Source organism: Actinotalea ferrariae CF5-4, from assembly GCF_000603945.1.
Classification (GTDB): Bacteria; Actinomycetota; Actinomycetes; order Actinomycetales; family Cellulomonadaceae; genus Actinotalea; species Actinotalea ferrariae.
The window spans coordinates 1-11,988 of sequence record NZ_AXCW01000058.1 but is presented as its reverse complement, the minus strand read 5'-3'; the positions used below and the strand labels follow the sequence as shown (position 1 = coordinate 11,988).

The window sequence follows — 11,988 nt, the reverse complement described above, 5'->3', positions numbered from 1 at the left end:
CCGGACCCGCTCGGCGCCCGGCAGCCGACGGGCACGGTGGTCGCGGTCACGGCGCAGGAGCTCGCCGCCGCGCGGTCGGCGCTCGACGCGCTGCCCGTCAGGGGCCGCGCCCCGCGGACGGGCTACGACCGCGCCGAGTTCGGGGACGGCTGGGTCGACGTGGACGCCGACGGGTGCGACACCCGCAACGACGTGCTCGCGCGGGACCTCACGGAGGTCACGACCGACCCGGCGACGGGCGGCTGCGTCGTGCTCGCCGGGCGCCTGCTGGACCCGTTCAGCGACGAGGTCATCGCCTTCCGGCGCGGGGAGCACAGCGCCGAGGTGCAGGTCGACCACGTGGTCGCGCTCGCCGACGCCTGGCAGAAGGGCGCGCAGCAGTGGTCCGTCGAGCAGCGCGTCGCGTTCGCCAACGACCCGGCCAACCTCCTGGCCGTCGACGGCGACCTGAACCAGGCGAAGGGCGCGTCCGACGCGGCGACCTGGCTGCCCCCGCACCGCGGCTTCCGCTGCCGCTACGTGCTGACCCAGACGACGGTCAAGGCCGCGTACGGGCTGTGGGTCACCGCGGCGGAGCGGGAGGCGATCGCGCGCGAGCTGGACCGGTGCGTCGTCCTCGAGGAGGTGCCGGGAGCGGGATGAGCCGACGTGCGCGCGCGAGCGGGCCGTCCAGCGGAGGCAGGTCAGCCGGGCGGCAGGATGCCCGCGCCCGGGAGCACCTCGAAGACGAGCTGGGTCTCGGTGTGCCGCACGGTCGGGTGGACGTTGAGGTGCTCGAGGACGAGGTCGCGCAGGGCCGCGGCGGAGTCCACGGCCACGTGCAGGAGGTAGTCGTCCTCCCCGGCGACGTGGAAGATCGTCAGGACGCCCGGGATCTGCTGCACCATCGCGTGGAACGCCAGGACGTGGTCGCGCCCGTGGGTCGCCAGCCGCACCTTGACGACCGCCTGGATCCCGAGCCCCAGCGCCGCGGGGTCGACGTCCGCCGTGAACCGCCGCACGACCCCGGACTCCCGCAGCGCGCGCACGCGCTGGGAGCACGTCGACTCCGCGATGCCCACGCGAGCCGCGAGCGCGGCGTTCGTCAGCCGCCCGTTCTCGACCAGCTCGGCGAGCAGCCGCAGGTCCGTCCGGTCCAGCCCGGCCCCGGGCGGGACCGCCCCGCCGACGGCGGCGCCACCGACTCCCGACCGCGACGTGCGGCGCCGCGGATCCTGCGTCGTCGTCGGCTCGTCCACGCACCGCATCATGCAGGATCCTGCGACTTCGCGCCGCTGGCCATCGGGATCTGCGGTCCATCTTGAGTCTGACCGCAGGACGGCGTGACGATCCGAGGATGGGACCGAACGCCGACAGCGACGCCGGCACTGCACACGACCTGACCCCTGCCGCCGCGCCGACGGCCCCGACGCCACACCCGGCGCTCGGCCTCGACTCGCTCGCCGTGCACGCCGGCCGCGACGACCTCACCGCCGCAGGCGTCCACGCCCCACCGCTGGACCTGTCCTCCACCAACCCGCTACCCGGCGTGGAAGCGGGCGGCGAGGCCTACGAGGCGATGGCGACGGGCGGCCACCCGACGGCCGGTGGTCACGTCTACGCCCGGCTGTGGAACCCGACCGTCGCACGCTTCGAGGCGGGCCTGGCCGCTCTCGAGCACACCGAGGAGGCGGTCGCCTTCGCCTCGGGCATGGCGGCCGTCACCGCGACGGTCCTCGCCGCGCAGTCCGAGAGCGGCGGACGGCACGTGGTGGCGGTCCGCCCTCTGTACGGCGGCACGGACCACCTCCTCGGCTCGGGCCTCCTGGGCACGGAGACCACGTACTGCTCGCCCGACGGCGTCGCCGCGTCGGTGCGGCCGGACACGTGCCTCGTGGTGGTCGAGACCCCGGCCAACCCGACGCTTGACCTGGTCGACATCGCCGCCGTCGTTCGCGCGGCCGCCGGGCGACCGGTGCTGGTCGACAACACCTTCGCGACCCCGGTCCTGCAGAACCCCGCCGACCACGGCGCGACGCTCGTCCTGCACAGCGCGACGAAGTACCTCGGCGGCCACGGCGACGCCGTCGGCGGGGTGGTCGCGACGGACGCGGGCTGGGCGGCGGCGCTGCGCCGGGTGCGTGCCGTCACCGGCGGGATCCTGCACCCGCTCGCCGGGTACCTGCTGCACCGCGGCCTGCCGACGCTGCCGGTCCGGATGCGGGCCCAGCAGGAGTCCGCCGAGAAGATGGCGGGCTGGCTGGCGGGGCAGCCGGGCGTCGCCGAGGTGCTCTACCCGGGGCTGCCGGGCACGGACCCGACCGGGCTCCTCGGCCGGCAGATGCGCGGGCCCGGGGCGATGGTCACGATCCGCCTCGTGGGCGGGTACGACGCCGCGGCCCGCGTGGCCGAGCGCGTCCGCCTGTTCACGCACGCGGTCTCGCTCGGCGGGGTGGACTCGCTCGTCCAGCTGCCCGCCGCGCTGACCCACCGGCCCGTCCCCGCCGACGCGCGGCCCGGCGCCGACCTGCTGCGGCTGTCGATCGGCCTCGAGGACCCGGCCGACCTGCAGCGGGACCTCGCCCAGGCGCTCGCCGAGGACTAGGCCGACCGGGCCGCCCGCGCGCGCTCGTTCGCGCGGGCGAACTGGAGGATGTCGCGCCCGACGCGAGCGTCCATCGCCGTCCGCATGTGGCCCCGGCCGCGGTACCAGACGAGCGTGCAGTGCGGGATGAGCGCCGCCGTCTCGACGACCGTCTCGCGCTCGAAGCAGCGGTCCCGGTCGCCGGCGAGGAGCAGGACCGGCACGGTGATCTCGCCGAGGACCGGCCGGGCGTCGAACGCCGCCTCCGCGCGCCACTCGACCAGCGCGGCGTCGTCGGCCTGGAGGTCGCGGCCCACCATCCGGGCGAGCGCGGGGGCGAGGAGGCGCCGCGGCCGCGTCAGCCGCTCGTCCGGCAGGACGTAGGACGCCATCGCCTCGGCCACCCCGGCCGCCTCCCCACGCGCCGTCGCCTCCGCGAGCCGCCGGTCGACCTCGACCGCCCACGCGCTGGCCCGCCACGCGGCGGCCACCAGCGCGACGGTGCCGAAGGTCTCGGGGTGCCGGGCGGCCAGGTACTGCCCGATCATGCCGCCGTAGGAGACGCCGGCCGCGATGTCGACCCGCCCGCCGAACTCCTCGCGGATGACGGCGGCGTAGTCGTCGGCCATGTCCGCGACGGTGTGCCCCTCGGGGATGTCCGTGCGCCGCAGCACCCACCAGATGCGGTAGCCGTCGTCGGTCAGGGGGCGGAAGAGGCGCGTCATCGCGCGGTACATCGACCCGGTGGGCACGCTCCCCCCGGGCCCGCCCGGCATCCACAGCAGGTTCTTCGGTCCGGCGCCCCACGCGCCGTACGACATCCCGTTCGCGAACGTCCCCGTCTGCAGCTCGGGGGTCCGGTAGTGGGCGGTGCGACGGTGCTCGATGCTCGTGGTCCTCACCTCGTCCAGGGCGCGTCGTCGCGCCTCCTCCCAGCATCGCGACGCGGGCCCCGCACCGGTCGAGGGCAGAACGTCCCGAGGACGACGGCGCCTCCGGTCACCCGGCGCTCCCCCGGTGGTCAACAGCTCGTCCCGGGAGCCACCAGCAGCCGCCGACGGACGTGACCCCGACCGAGAGCCGTGGCCGGTCGCTGATCAACGGCATAGCCTCGGGAGATGGCCCGCTACCTGGACGTCCACCCGCACGACCCGCAGCCGCGCACCATCGCGCAGGTCGTGGCGATGCTGCGGGACGACGCGCTCGTCGCCTACCCGACGGACTCCTGCTACGCGTTCGGGGCGCGGATGGACAGCACGACCGCCGCCGAGCGCATCCGGCGGATCCGGCACCTCGGCGACAAGCACCACTTCACGCTGGTGTGCAGCGACTTCGCGCAGCTGGGGCAGTTCGTGCACCTCGACAACGCGGCGTTCCGGTCGATCAAGGCCGCGACCCCGGGTCCGTACACGTTCATCCTCCCGGCGACCAAGGAGGTGCCGCGGCGCCTCGCGCACCCGAAGAAGAAGACCGTCGGCGTGCGGATCCCGGACAACCGGGTCGCGCAGGCCCTCGTGCGCGAGCTCGGGGAGCCGCTGCTGTCCTCGACGCTGCTCCTGCCCGGCCACGAGGAGCCGATGACGGAGGGCTGGCTCATCAAGGAGGAGCTGCACCACCTGGTCGACGCGGTCCTCGACGGCGGGGACACGGGCACCGAGCCGACGACGGTCGTCGACTGGTCCGAGGGTTACCCGGAGGTCGTGCGCGAGGGCGCGGGCGACCCGAGCCGCTTCGCCTGACGGGTCTCCGGCGCCCCCGCGCACCGGCCCTCGACCCGCCGCCCCTGCCCCTGGCAGCGCCGCCCCCGGTGAGCCGCCCCCGGTGAGCGGCCCATCGGGGAGACCTTGCCGCGCCAGACGCGGGCGATCCTCCCCAGTGCGGCCGCCGCGGGACGCGTACGTCTCCCTCGCGAGGGTGAGACCGGACCATCCCTGCGGGGCTCGTGGCTGCCCACCGCCTTCCGCCAGGATCGAGCCATGGCTTCGACGCAGGGGACCTCCATGACCAGCACCGGCGACGGCCCGGCTCGAACAGCCCGCCAGGGCGCGGCACCGGGCGCACCGCCCTGCACCGCGCCCGGCACACCGTCCGGCCCGGCACCGGGCGCACCGTCCGGCACCGCCGCTGCCGACGACGCCGCCCGGCCCCGCATGCAGTGGCCCGTCACGATCGGGACCATGGCCGCCGTCCTGATGGTCCGCACACCGGTCGAGGTCGTCCTGGAGCCGGCTGCTGCCTGGGTGGCCACCGGACCCGGCACGCTCCTCGTCTGGCTCGCCCGCGCCAGCGTCGTCCTGGCGGTCCTGCTCGGCCGGCGGAACCGCGTCGTCGCGAGCCTCCTCGCCGCCCTGCCCTTCGCGTTCGTGCCGCTCCTCGGCTCGTTCGAGGCCGGCTGGTGGCTGGGACTCGTCGTCGTGGCCGCCTTCGCCGCGTACGACCGCTCGCCGCTGGCCCCGCTGCCCATGCTCCTGACCCTCGGCGCCGGGGCGGTGCACGCGTTCCTCGAGGTGCCCGCCGTCATCGGCGCCACGCTGGTGCCCGCGGCCTCGGCCGACGCGTCCTCGGGCGTCAGCCCCTGGGCGCTCTTCGCCATCGCCACGACGGCAGCAACCGCCGTCGTCGCCGTCGCCGGGGCCGTCGGGGCGGTGCGGTACGCGCGCCGGCAGGACGCCCGGGCGGCCGAGGACACCCGCCGGGCGCTGGAGACCGAGTCCGTCGCCGCGGAGCGGGCGCGCGTGGCCCGGGACCTGCACGACGTCGTCGCGCACCACGTCTCGCTGGTCGCCGTCCGCGCGGAGAGCGCGCCCTACGTGCACCCCGACCTGGACCCCGTGGCGCGGGACGTCCTCGCCGACATCGCGACGGACGCCCGCGGCGCGCTCGACGAGCTGCGGCAGGTGCTCGTGGTCCTGCAGCGCTCGGACACGTCGGGCGCCGAGCGCGCTCCCCAGCCGGGCGCAGGGGAGATCGCCGGGCTGGTGGAGCAGGCCCGGTCGGCCGGCCAGGACGTGCGGTTCACGTGGACGGGACCGACGGACGTGCCGCCCGCCCCCGGCTACGTCCTGTACCGCGCGGCGCAGGAGGCCCTGACGAACGCGCGACGCCACGCCCCCGGTGCCGTCGTCGAGCTGCAGGTCGAGGTCGCCGACGGCGTCGCGCGCCTGCGCGCCGCGAACCCGTCCTCCGCGACGACGGTCGTGCCCGGCCGCGGGCTGCTCGGGATGCGCGAGCGCACGGAGGCCCTGGGCGGGACGCTCGCGGTGACGGTCGACGGCGGCCTGCTCGCCGTGGACGTCCGGGTGCCGCTGGGCGGGGGTGCCCCGTGACGCCCCGCGGTTCCGACGAGGTCGGCGGGAGCTCCGGGGCGGGTGACGGCGAGGAGGGGGCTCTCGACGCCGGCGCGGGCGCAAGCCTCGGGGCGGAGCGGTCGGCGCTGGCGCCGATCCGCGTCGTCGTGGCCGACGACCAGCCCGTGGTGCGGCACGGCTTCGCGGCCATCCTCGACGCGGCGCCCGACATCGCCGTCGTCGGCTCGGCCGCGGACGGCCGCGAGCTCCTGGCGGCGGTCGCGGCGCACGCGCCCGACGTCGCCGTCGTCGACGTGCGCATGCCGGTCCTGGACGGGATCGCCGCGACCGCGCGGATCACGCGGGACCACCCGGCGACGCGGGTGCTCGTCCTCACGACCTTCGACCTCGACGAGTACGTCTACGACGCCCTCCAGGCCGGGGCGAGCGGGTTCCTGCTCAAGGACGTGCCGGCGGCACGGCTCGTCGAGGGCGTCCGCGCGGTCGCCGACGGCTCGATGCTCCTCGGGCCGAACGTCACGCGCCGGCTGGTGCAGGACGTCGCGACGCGCACCCCGGACCGGACGCCCGTCGACGGGCTCGACGCGCTCACGCCCCGCGAGCACGAGGTGCTGCTCGCGGTGGCCCGCGGGCTGTCGAACGCGGAGGTCGCGGCGGAGCTGTGGGTGACCGAGCAGACGGTCAAGACCCACGTCGCGGCAGTGCTGCGCAAGCTCGGCCGGCGGGACCGCGTGCAGCTCGTCATCGCCGCGTACGAGTCGGGGCTCGTGGGCTGACCGCTCACGCCCGCGCGGGAGGCGGGCGGCGCCGTCGTCAGGGACGCGCCCCGCGGCGCAGTCGGGAACGCGCACCCGCCGCGCAGTCGGGAATGCGCGCCCGCGGCACCGGTGGGAATGCGCGCCGCGGCGCGCGCCGTTGTCCCCGACATGCCACTGAGCGGGGAGTACGCGCCGAGCCCGTCCGACTGGGCCCGCGAGCAGGCCGAGAAGTACGAGGCGTCGGACGGGACCGAGGCGAACCTCCTGCGGGGGGTGCCGATCGTCGTCTACACGTCCGTCGGGGCGTCGTCGGGCAAGCTGCGCAAGACGCCGCTCATGCGCGTCGAGCACGACGGGCAGTACCTCGCGGTCGCGTCCAAGGGCGGCGCCCCGGACCACCCGGCCTGGTACCGCAACTTCCTGACCAGCCCGTTCGTCGAGGTGCAGGACGGCGCGCAGCGGTACGACTGCGCCGTCCACGAGCTCGAGGGCGCAGAGCGCGAGGAGTGGTGGGCGCGGGCGCTCGAGGTCTGGCCCGACTACGCCGAGTACCAGCGCAACACCGAGCGGCTCATCCCCCTGCTGCTGCTGACCCCGCTGGAGACCGCGGGGTCCTGAGTCGGGCGCTGGTCAGCCGCCCGGGCCGACGACGGCGCGGACCTCGATGGGCTGCCGGATCGGCGTCCCGTGGGGTCCGGGCGCGGCGGAGAGCTGTCCGGCGATCTGCAGCGCGCGCTCCTCGCTCTCGACGTCGACGGTCCAGTAGCCCGCGAGGTGCGGGCGGTCGCCCTCGAACGGCCAGTCGCGGATCACCGGCGGGTTCTTCCCGTCGCTGGTGACCAGCTTCGCGTTCTGCGGCTGCGCGAGCCCTTCGCCGCCCACGAGCTCCCCGCGGCTCGCGAGCTCCTGCCCCAGCCGCTGCTGGAAGGCCACGTGGGCGGCGATGTCCGCCCTGTCCCACCGGTCGATCGGCGGCACCCCGTGGATCTCCTCGTACGACATCAGCAGCATGAACCTCACCGCGGTCACCTCCCCGCCCCCGCACCTGCGGTCCGAGCACGGCCCCGCGCCTCGTCCGGCGCCGGTCCCCGTGTCCATCGATCATCGCCCGACGACGGCGGCCGCGTCACCCCGAGGGGTGTCGTCACGGGCGCGAGACGAGCCGCGGGACCGCTTCCTCGACCGTGACGGTGAAGGGATCGGAGACCGTCGTGGCCGTCCCGTCGACGGGTTGCCAGACCGAGCTCCCCGCGACCTGGAACTCCCCGCGCCAGGTGGTGGTCAGCTGCACGATGTAGGTGCCCTCCCGGGGGTACGGGTGCGACACCGTGTGGTCCGGGTATGACGCACCCGGGTCCGACGTCACGAGCGGCGCCGTCCCGTCACCGAACTCCCAGCTGAACTGCGTGGGCGTCGCCCGGACGATGACCGCCACGCCGAGGACCGTCGTGGCCAGCTGCTGCGGTCTCCCGTCCGTGAAGACGATCAGCGGCATGTTGACGAGGTTGCGCCCGTCGGCCGGCTGGATCGACGGCACCGACGCGACGAGCGGCAGACGCCGGAACTCCTCGACGGAGAGCGTCACTGCCTCCTCGGTCGTCTCCGGGCAGCCGGTGTCCACTGTCTCCCAAGACCCGCCGCTGACGGGCCGTCGGAAGAGCGGGTCGATCCGCCGGCTGCCATCCGGGCACGCAAGATCGAGCGCGAGAGGAGTGCCGTCGCACGACTGAGCGGGTCCAACCTGCCGTAGTGAACAGCCAGATGCCTGCATGCGTCGGTACTCGAACGCGGGGGCGCTGACCGCGGAACCTTCCGCTGGCCCCTCCTTGGACCGAGAGCCCGTGACGACGAGCGCGGAGCCTTCGGTGCTGCCGTAGATGTCGTCGGACGAGGCAGCTGACGCCGCAGGAACCTGCAGCAACGACGGAGCTGTGAAGGCCGCCGCCATCAAGAGAACCGCGGGAGCTTGACGGACACGACGGGTCGATGGCTGCCCATTCATCAGGTGTCCTCTGGGGCAGGCCGCGCTGCTTCGATGAGTCGCCATCCGTCGGCGGCAAGCACCACCTCGACGATGAAGACTCCCTCTCCTCCCGGTAGATCGTTCAACAACGCGCCACTGGCATCGAGTTCCTGGGCGGGCGCTGCGAAGTAGTCGACCGCGACTGCGTAGATGCCTAGTTGGTCGTCCACGGCGTCGACCCGCGGAGATCCGACGCGAAGGGCAGCCCCCTTGATACGGCCGCCTTCGCCCCACACCCGGTCCACGCGCTCCCTGACGTTGTTGCAGTAGCCGCAGTCTGTTGTGCTGATCTCGTTCCAGGTGGCGAGGTCCCCGGTCAGGAACGCGTACTCCGACAGGCGCATGAAGTACTCCGCCGCCGCGATCGCGCCCGCCTCACCGCCGCGCTCCATCTCCGGGGACGGCACCGGCTCCGGCACCGGCTCGGGGTTCGCTTCGGGGGTCGGGTCGGGCGTCGGGCCGGGCGCGGCGACCGACGCGCGCTCGCTGGCCTCGGCCGTCGGCGTTGGCACCGACTCCGACGGCTCTGAGCAACCGGCCAGCAGCCCCGCTCCCACGGCAACACCGACCGCGACCAGCACGGGAAGCCCCTCCACGCGCCGTCGGCGGCGGTGGACCACCTGGACCAGTACGCGCGAGACCACCTGAAACGCCCCCTGTCTCATGGTCCAGTGACCCTAGTGCGCCGCACCGTCACGCGGCAGGCCCCCGACCGGGCTGTGGACCACCCGGCCGGACCGACCACATGGCGCCCTCCGATGCGCGTCAGCGCGTGCGGTGGTCCTCCACGGCCAGCCGCGGTCCGCGCCGCGGCACCCGGCCCAGTCCGCTGAGCAGCAGGTAGCGGATCGCCCGGTAGCGGTGCCCGCGGTAGGGCTCGAGGAGGGCGAGCATGCCGTCGTCGTCGACCTTCTCGCCCGCGAGCGCCCAGCCCACCTGGCCGGGCAGGTGGTAGTCGCCGACGGACACGGCGTCCGGGTCGCCGATCGCCCGCTGCACGGTCTCGGCGACCGTCCACGCCCCCACGCCCGGCACGGCGAGCAGACGGCGATGCACCTCGCCGGGCTCACGCCCGACCGCCTCCTCCAGCCGGCCGGCCACCTGCGCGGCCGCGACGACCGTCCGCGCCCGCTGCGGGTCCACGCCCGCGCGGTGGAAGTCCCACACCGGCACCTGCGCCCACCCCCGCGCCGACGGCGGGACGCGCATCCCCTGCGGTGCCGGGCCCGGTGCCGGCTCGCCGTGGCGGAGCAGGAGGTAGCGCCAGGCGTCGTGCGCGGTCTGCGTGATGACGCGCTGCTCGAGGACCGCCGGCACGAGCGCCTCGAGGACCAGCCCCGTGCGGCCGATGCGGACGTGCGCGAGCCGGCGGTGCGCGTCGCGGACCGGCCCGTGCGGCGGGTCGAAGTCCGCGCAGTCGTCCAGGTCGCCGAGCATCGCGGGGACCGACGCGAGGGCCTCGTCGGCGCCGTCACCCCAGGCCGCGGCCTCGACCTCGCACGGGCCGACCTGGCGGACCCGGACGGTGGCCGCACCGGACGCGACGCGCGTGGTCCGCCACAGCGCGCTGTCGACCGTCTGCTGGAAGGCCGGGTCCCGCGGGCCGCGTCGCAGGGGCGACAGGGTGCGCCGGACGTCGGTGGGCGCGCTCAGGGTGAGCGTCGTCGCGAGCGTCGGCACGACGGCATCGTCACACGAGCACCTGACACGCCAACACCGCCGAGCACAGCACCAGCCCCGCAGCCCCGCAGCCCCGCAGCCCCGCAGCCCCGCAGCCCCGCAGCCCCGGGCAGGATCGGGGAAGATCTCCCGCACCTGACGCGGGAAAGTCGCCACGCTCCGCACCTGGCACCTGAACCGCCCCGGCGGCCGGCGCGACGCCACGCCACGCCACGCCACGCCACGCCACGCCACGCCACGCCAGCAGCATCGCCGCCACGTCAGCCGGATCACCGCGCCTCCCGGAGGCACCTCTCCGCTCATCCGCCGACGGCGCCGCGCCGGTCGGCCCGTCCCTGTACCGGCGCAAGGCTGGCCATCCACAGCCAGGAGGGCCCGCCGCGCACAGGCGACCGGACCTGGGGTCGGATCGGCCGTCATGGAGAACCTGCCGCCGCCGATCCACGACCTGGCCCGACGACAGGACGGCGTCGTCACCGTCGCCCAGTGCGTGGACCGCGGGGTCAGCGCAGACGCCGTCGAGCGTCGCGCCGCGTCCGGACAGTGGCGACGGGTGCAGCGTGGCGTCTACCTCACGCACGGCGGGCCGTCGACGTTCCGGACGAGGGCACGGGCCGCACTCCTCCTCGCCGGCACGGGCGCCGCGCTGAGCCATCGCTCCGCGGCCTACGTCCACGACTTCGTCGGCTCTGCGCCCCGACTCGTCGAGGTCTCCGTCCCCTGGGGCCGACGGGTCACGACGGACCGGGGCGTCGTCGTCCGCCGACGCAGGGAGCTCGAGGTGACCGCGCGCGCGGGACTCCACCTGACCAGCCGCGGGGCGACCGTCGTCGACCTGCTGGATCACGCACGCGGCACGGACGACGCGGTCGCCCTGCTCTCCGCTGCCGTCCGCGCGGGCGCGCACCCGGAGGAGGTGCTCGGCGCCCTGGGACGGCGACCACGGGCGCGGCACCGTGGCCTTGTCATCGAGCTGCTGGGTGAGGTCGTCGACGGGGCCGAGTCGGCGATGGAGCTCCGCTATCACCGGGACGTCGAGCGGCGGCACGGCTTGCCCCGGTCGACACGTCAGGTCGCCCAGGTGATCGGAGGGCGTTCCATCCGTGCCGACGCCGTGTACGTGGGATGCGGCGTGCGCGTCGAGCTGGACGGGCAGCTCGCTCACCCGGGTGGCCGGACGGACGCGGACACGTGGCGGGACAACGCCGTCCTTCTGGAGCGGGGCGAGATCACCCTGCGCTATCGCTGGCAGCACGTCCGCGTCACGCCCTGCCGGACGGCCGCCCAGGTCGCCAGGGCGCTCCGGTCGCGGGGATGGCGGGGCGATCCGCGGCCCTGCGGTCCGACGTGCGCGGTCCGCACGGCGACCTGAGCCCCTCCCGCCCGGTGCTGTCCGGCACGAGACCGCGCCGCGACCGGCGACCCGCGATCCGCGACAGGCGCGCGACAGGCGGGGAGTCGCCGCGAGCCCGTGGGGCCGGCGGCGAGCGCGCGAAACCGGCGGAAAGGACGCCCGCCGGGACCGCCGCTGAGGATCGTGGCGGGTCTGCCGCGTCACGCGCGGGAGAGTCACCACGATCCCATCAGGCCGGCCGGGGGGCCGGCGGGGGCCGGCTGCGAGCGGGCGATCGGTGGGAAGGACAACGCGCACAGGAA

13 protein-coding genes are annotated in these 11,988 nt (G+C 75.4%); 7 read left to right on the top strand and 6 right to left on the bottom strand.

Going from position 1 to position 11,988, the window contains the following annotated elements:
• Nucleotides 1-642: HNH endonuclease family protein (locus N866_RS07310; protein ID WP_052022533.1), on the top strand; the 642-nt coding region annotated here is incomplete at its 5' end.
• A 41-nt stretch (nucleotides 643-683) separates the two neighbouring features.
• Here N866_RS07310 and N866_RS07305 read toward each other — a convergent pair.
• Complete coding sequence (locus N866_RS07305) at nucleotides 684-1,238, bottom strand: Lrp/AsnC family transcriptional regulator (RefSeq protein WP_245612419.1); 555 nt, start codon at nucleotides 1,236-1,238, stop codon at nucleotides 684-686.
• Nucleotides 1,239-1,336: 98 nt separating this feature from the next.
• On the opposite strand from N866_RS07305, the gene N866_RS07300 reads away from it, so the two are divergent.
• The gene (locus N866_RS07300; RefSeq protein WP_081802422.1) at nucleotides 1,337-2,584 is read left to right on the top strand and encodes a trans-sulfuration enzyme family protein; all 1,248 of its coding nucleotides are present in this window, start codon (nucleotides 1,337-1,339) and stop codon (nucleotides 2,582-2,584) included.
• Here the strand turns inward: N866_RS07300 and N866_RS07295 are convergent.
• Nucleotides 2,581-3,465, bottom strand: coding sequence for an alpha/beta fold hydrolase (locus tag N866_RS07295; protein ID WP_034224773.1), 885 nt, complete (start codon nucleotides 3,463-3,465; stop codon nucleotides 2,581-2,583). The two genes, N866_RS07300 and N866_RS07295, sit on opposite strands and share 4 nt — an antisense overlap.
• Before the next feature lie 216 nt (nucleotides 3,466-3,681).
• Here N866_RS07295 and N866_RS07290 point away from each other — a divergent pair, with 216 nt between their 5' ends.
• The 4 genes from N866_RS07290 to N866_RS07275 all read left to right on the top strand — a co-directional run bounded on the left by N866_RS07290 (nucleotide 3,682) and on the right by N866_RS07275 (nucleotide 7,247).
• Complete coding sequence (locus N866_RS07290) at nucleotides 3,682-4,302, top strand: L-threonylcarbamoyladenylate synthase (protein WP_034224770.1); 621 nt, start codon at nucleotides 3,682-3,684, stop codon at nucleotides 4,300-4,302.
• A 237-nt stretch (nucleotides 4,303-4,539) separates the two neighbouring features.
• Complete coding sequence (locus N866_RS19815; protein ID WP_155855247.1) at nucleotides 4,540-5,889, top strand: sensor histidine kinase; 1,350 nt, start codon at nucleotides 4,540-4,542, stop codon at nucleotides 5,887-5,889.
• 107 nt (nucleotides 5,890-5,996) lie between these two features.
• Complete coding sequence (locus N866_RS07280; protein ID WP_034224788.1) at nucleotides 5,997-6,647, top strand: response regulator transcription factor; 651 nt, start codon at nucleotides 5,997-5,999, stop codon at nucleotides 6,645-6,647.
• A gap of 150 nt (nucleotides 6,648-6,797) precedes the next feature.
• Nucleotides 6,798-7,247 carry a nitroreductase family deazaflavin-dependent oxidoreductase gene (locus tag N866_RS07275; protein ID WP_034224785.1) on the top strand — a complete coding sequence of 150 codons (450 nt, stop codon included), beginning with the start codon at nucleotides 6,798-6,800 and terminating at the stop codon, nucleotides 7,245-7,247.
• A gap of 12 nt (nucleotides 7,248-7,259) precedes the next feature.
• Here the strand turns inward: N866_RS07275 and N866_RS07270 are convergent, their stop codons facing one another.
• The 4 genes from N866_RS07270 to N866_RS07255 all read right to left on the bottom strand — a co-directional run bounded on the left by N866_RS07270 (nucleotide 7,260) and on the right by N866_RS07255 (nucleotide 10,332).
• Nucleotides 7,260-7,640: a YciI family protein gene (locus tag N866_RS07270; protein WP_034224782.1), complete on the bottom strand. Its 381-nt coding sequence runs from the start codon at nucleotides 7,638-7,640 to the stop codon at nucleotides 7,260-7,262.
• 133 nt (nucleotides 7,641-7,773) lie between these two features.
• Complete coding sequence (locus tag N866_RS21330) at nucleotides 7,774-8,214, bottom strand: PKD domain-containing protein (RefSeq protein WP_052022531.1); 441 nt, start codon at nucleotides 8,212-8,214, stop codon at nucleotides 7,774-7,776.
• 416 nt (nucleotides 8,215-8,630) lie between these two features.
• Complete coding sequence (locus N866_RS07260) at nucleotides 8,631-9,233, bottom strand: DUF6318 family protein (protein ID WP_155855245.1); 603 nt, start codon at nucleotides 9,231-9,233, stop codon at nucleotides 8,631-8,633.
• A 184-nt stretch (nucleotides 9,234-9,417) separates the two neighbouring features.
• Nucleotides 9,418-10,332 carry a DNA-3-methyladenine glycosylase family protein gene (locus N866_RS07255; RefSeq protein ID WP_216699393.1) on the bottom strand — a complete coding sequence of 305 codons (915 nt, stop codon included), beginning with the start codon at nucleotides 10,330-10,332 and terminating at the stop codon, nucleotides 9,418-9,420.
• A gap of 418 nt (nucleotides 10,333-10,750) precedes the next feature.
• On the opposite strand from N866_RS07255, the gene N866_RS07250 reads away from it, so the two are divergent.
• Nucleotides 10,751-11,704, top strand: a complete 954-nt coding sequence (locus N866_RS07250; RefSeq protein WP_034224764.1) for a type IV toxin-antitoxin system AbiEi family antitoxin domain-containing protein — start codon at nucleotides 10,751-10,753, stop codon at nucleotides 11,702-11,704.
• Nucleotides 11,705-11,988: the final 284 nt, after the last annotated feature.

Coding starts and splice junctions, on each gene's coding strand:
- N866_RS07300 (WP_081802422.1), top strand. CDS start 1,337: ATGGGACCGAACGCCGACAGCGACGCCGGCACTGCACACGACCTGACC.
- N866_RS07275 (WP_034224785.1), top strand. CDS start 6,798: ATGCCACTGAGCGGGGAGTACGCGCCGAGCCCGTCCGACTGGGCCCGC.
- N866_RS07250 (WP_034224764.1), top strand. CDS start 10,751: ATGGAGAACCTGCCGCCGCCGATCCACGACCTGGCCCGACGACAGGAC.
- N866_RS07290 (WP_034224770.1), top strand. CDS start 3,682: ATGGCCCGCTACCTGGACGTCCACCCGCACGACCCGCAGCCGCGCACC.
- N866_RS19815 (WP_155855247.1), top strand. CDS start 4,540: ATGGCTTCGACGCAGGGGACCTCCATGACCAGCACCGGCGACGGCCCG.
- N866_RS07270 (WP_034224782.1), bottom strand. CDS start 7,640: ATGCTGCTGATGTCGTACGAGGAGATCCACGGGGTGCCGCCGATCGAC.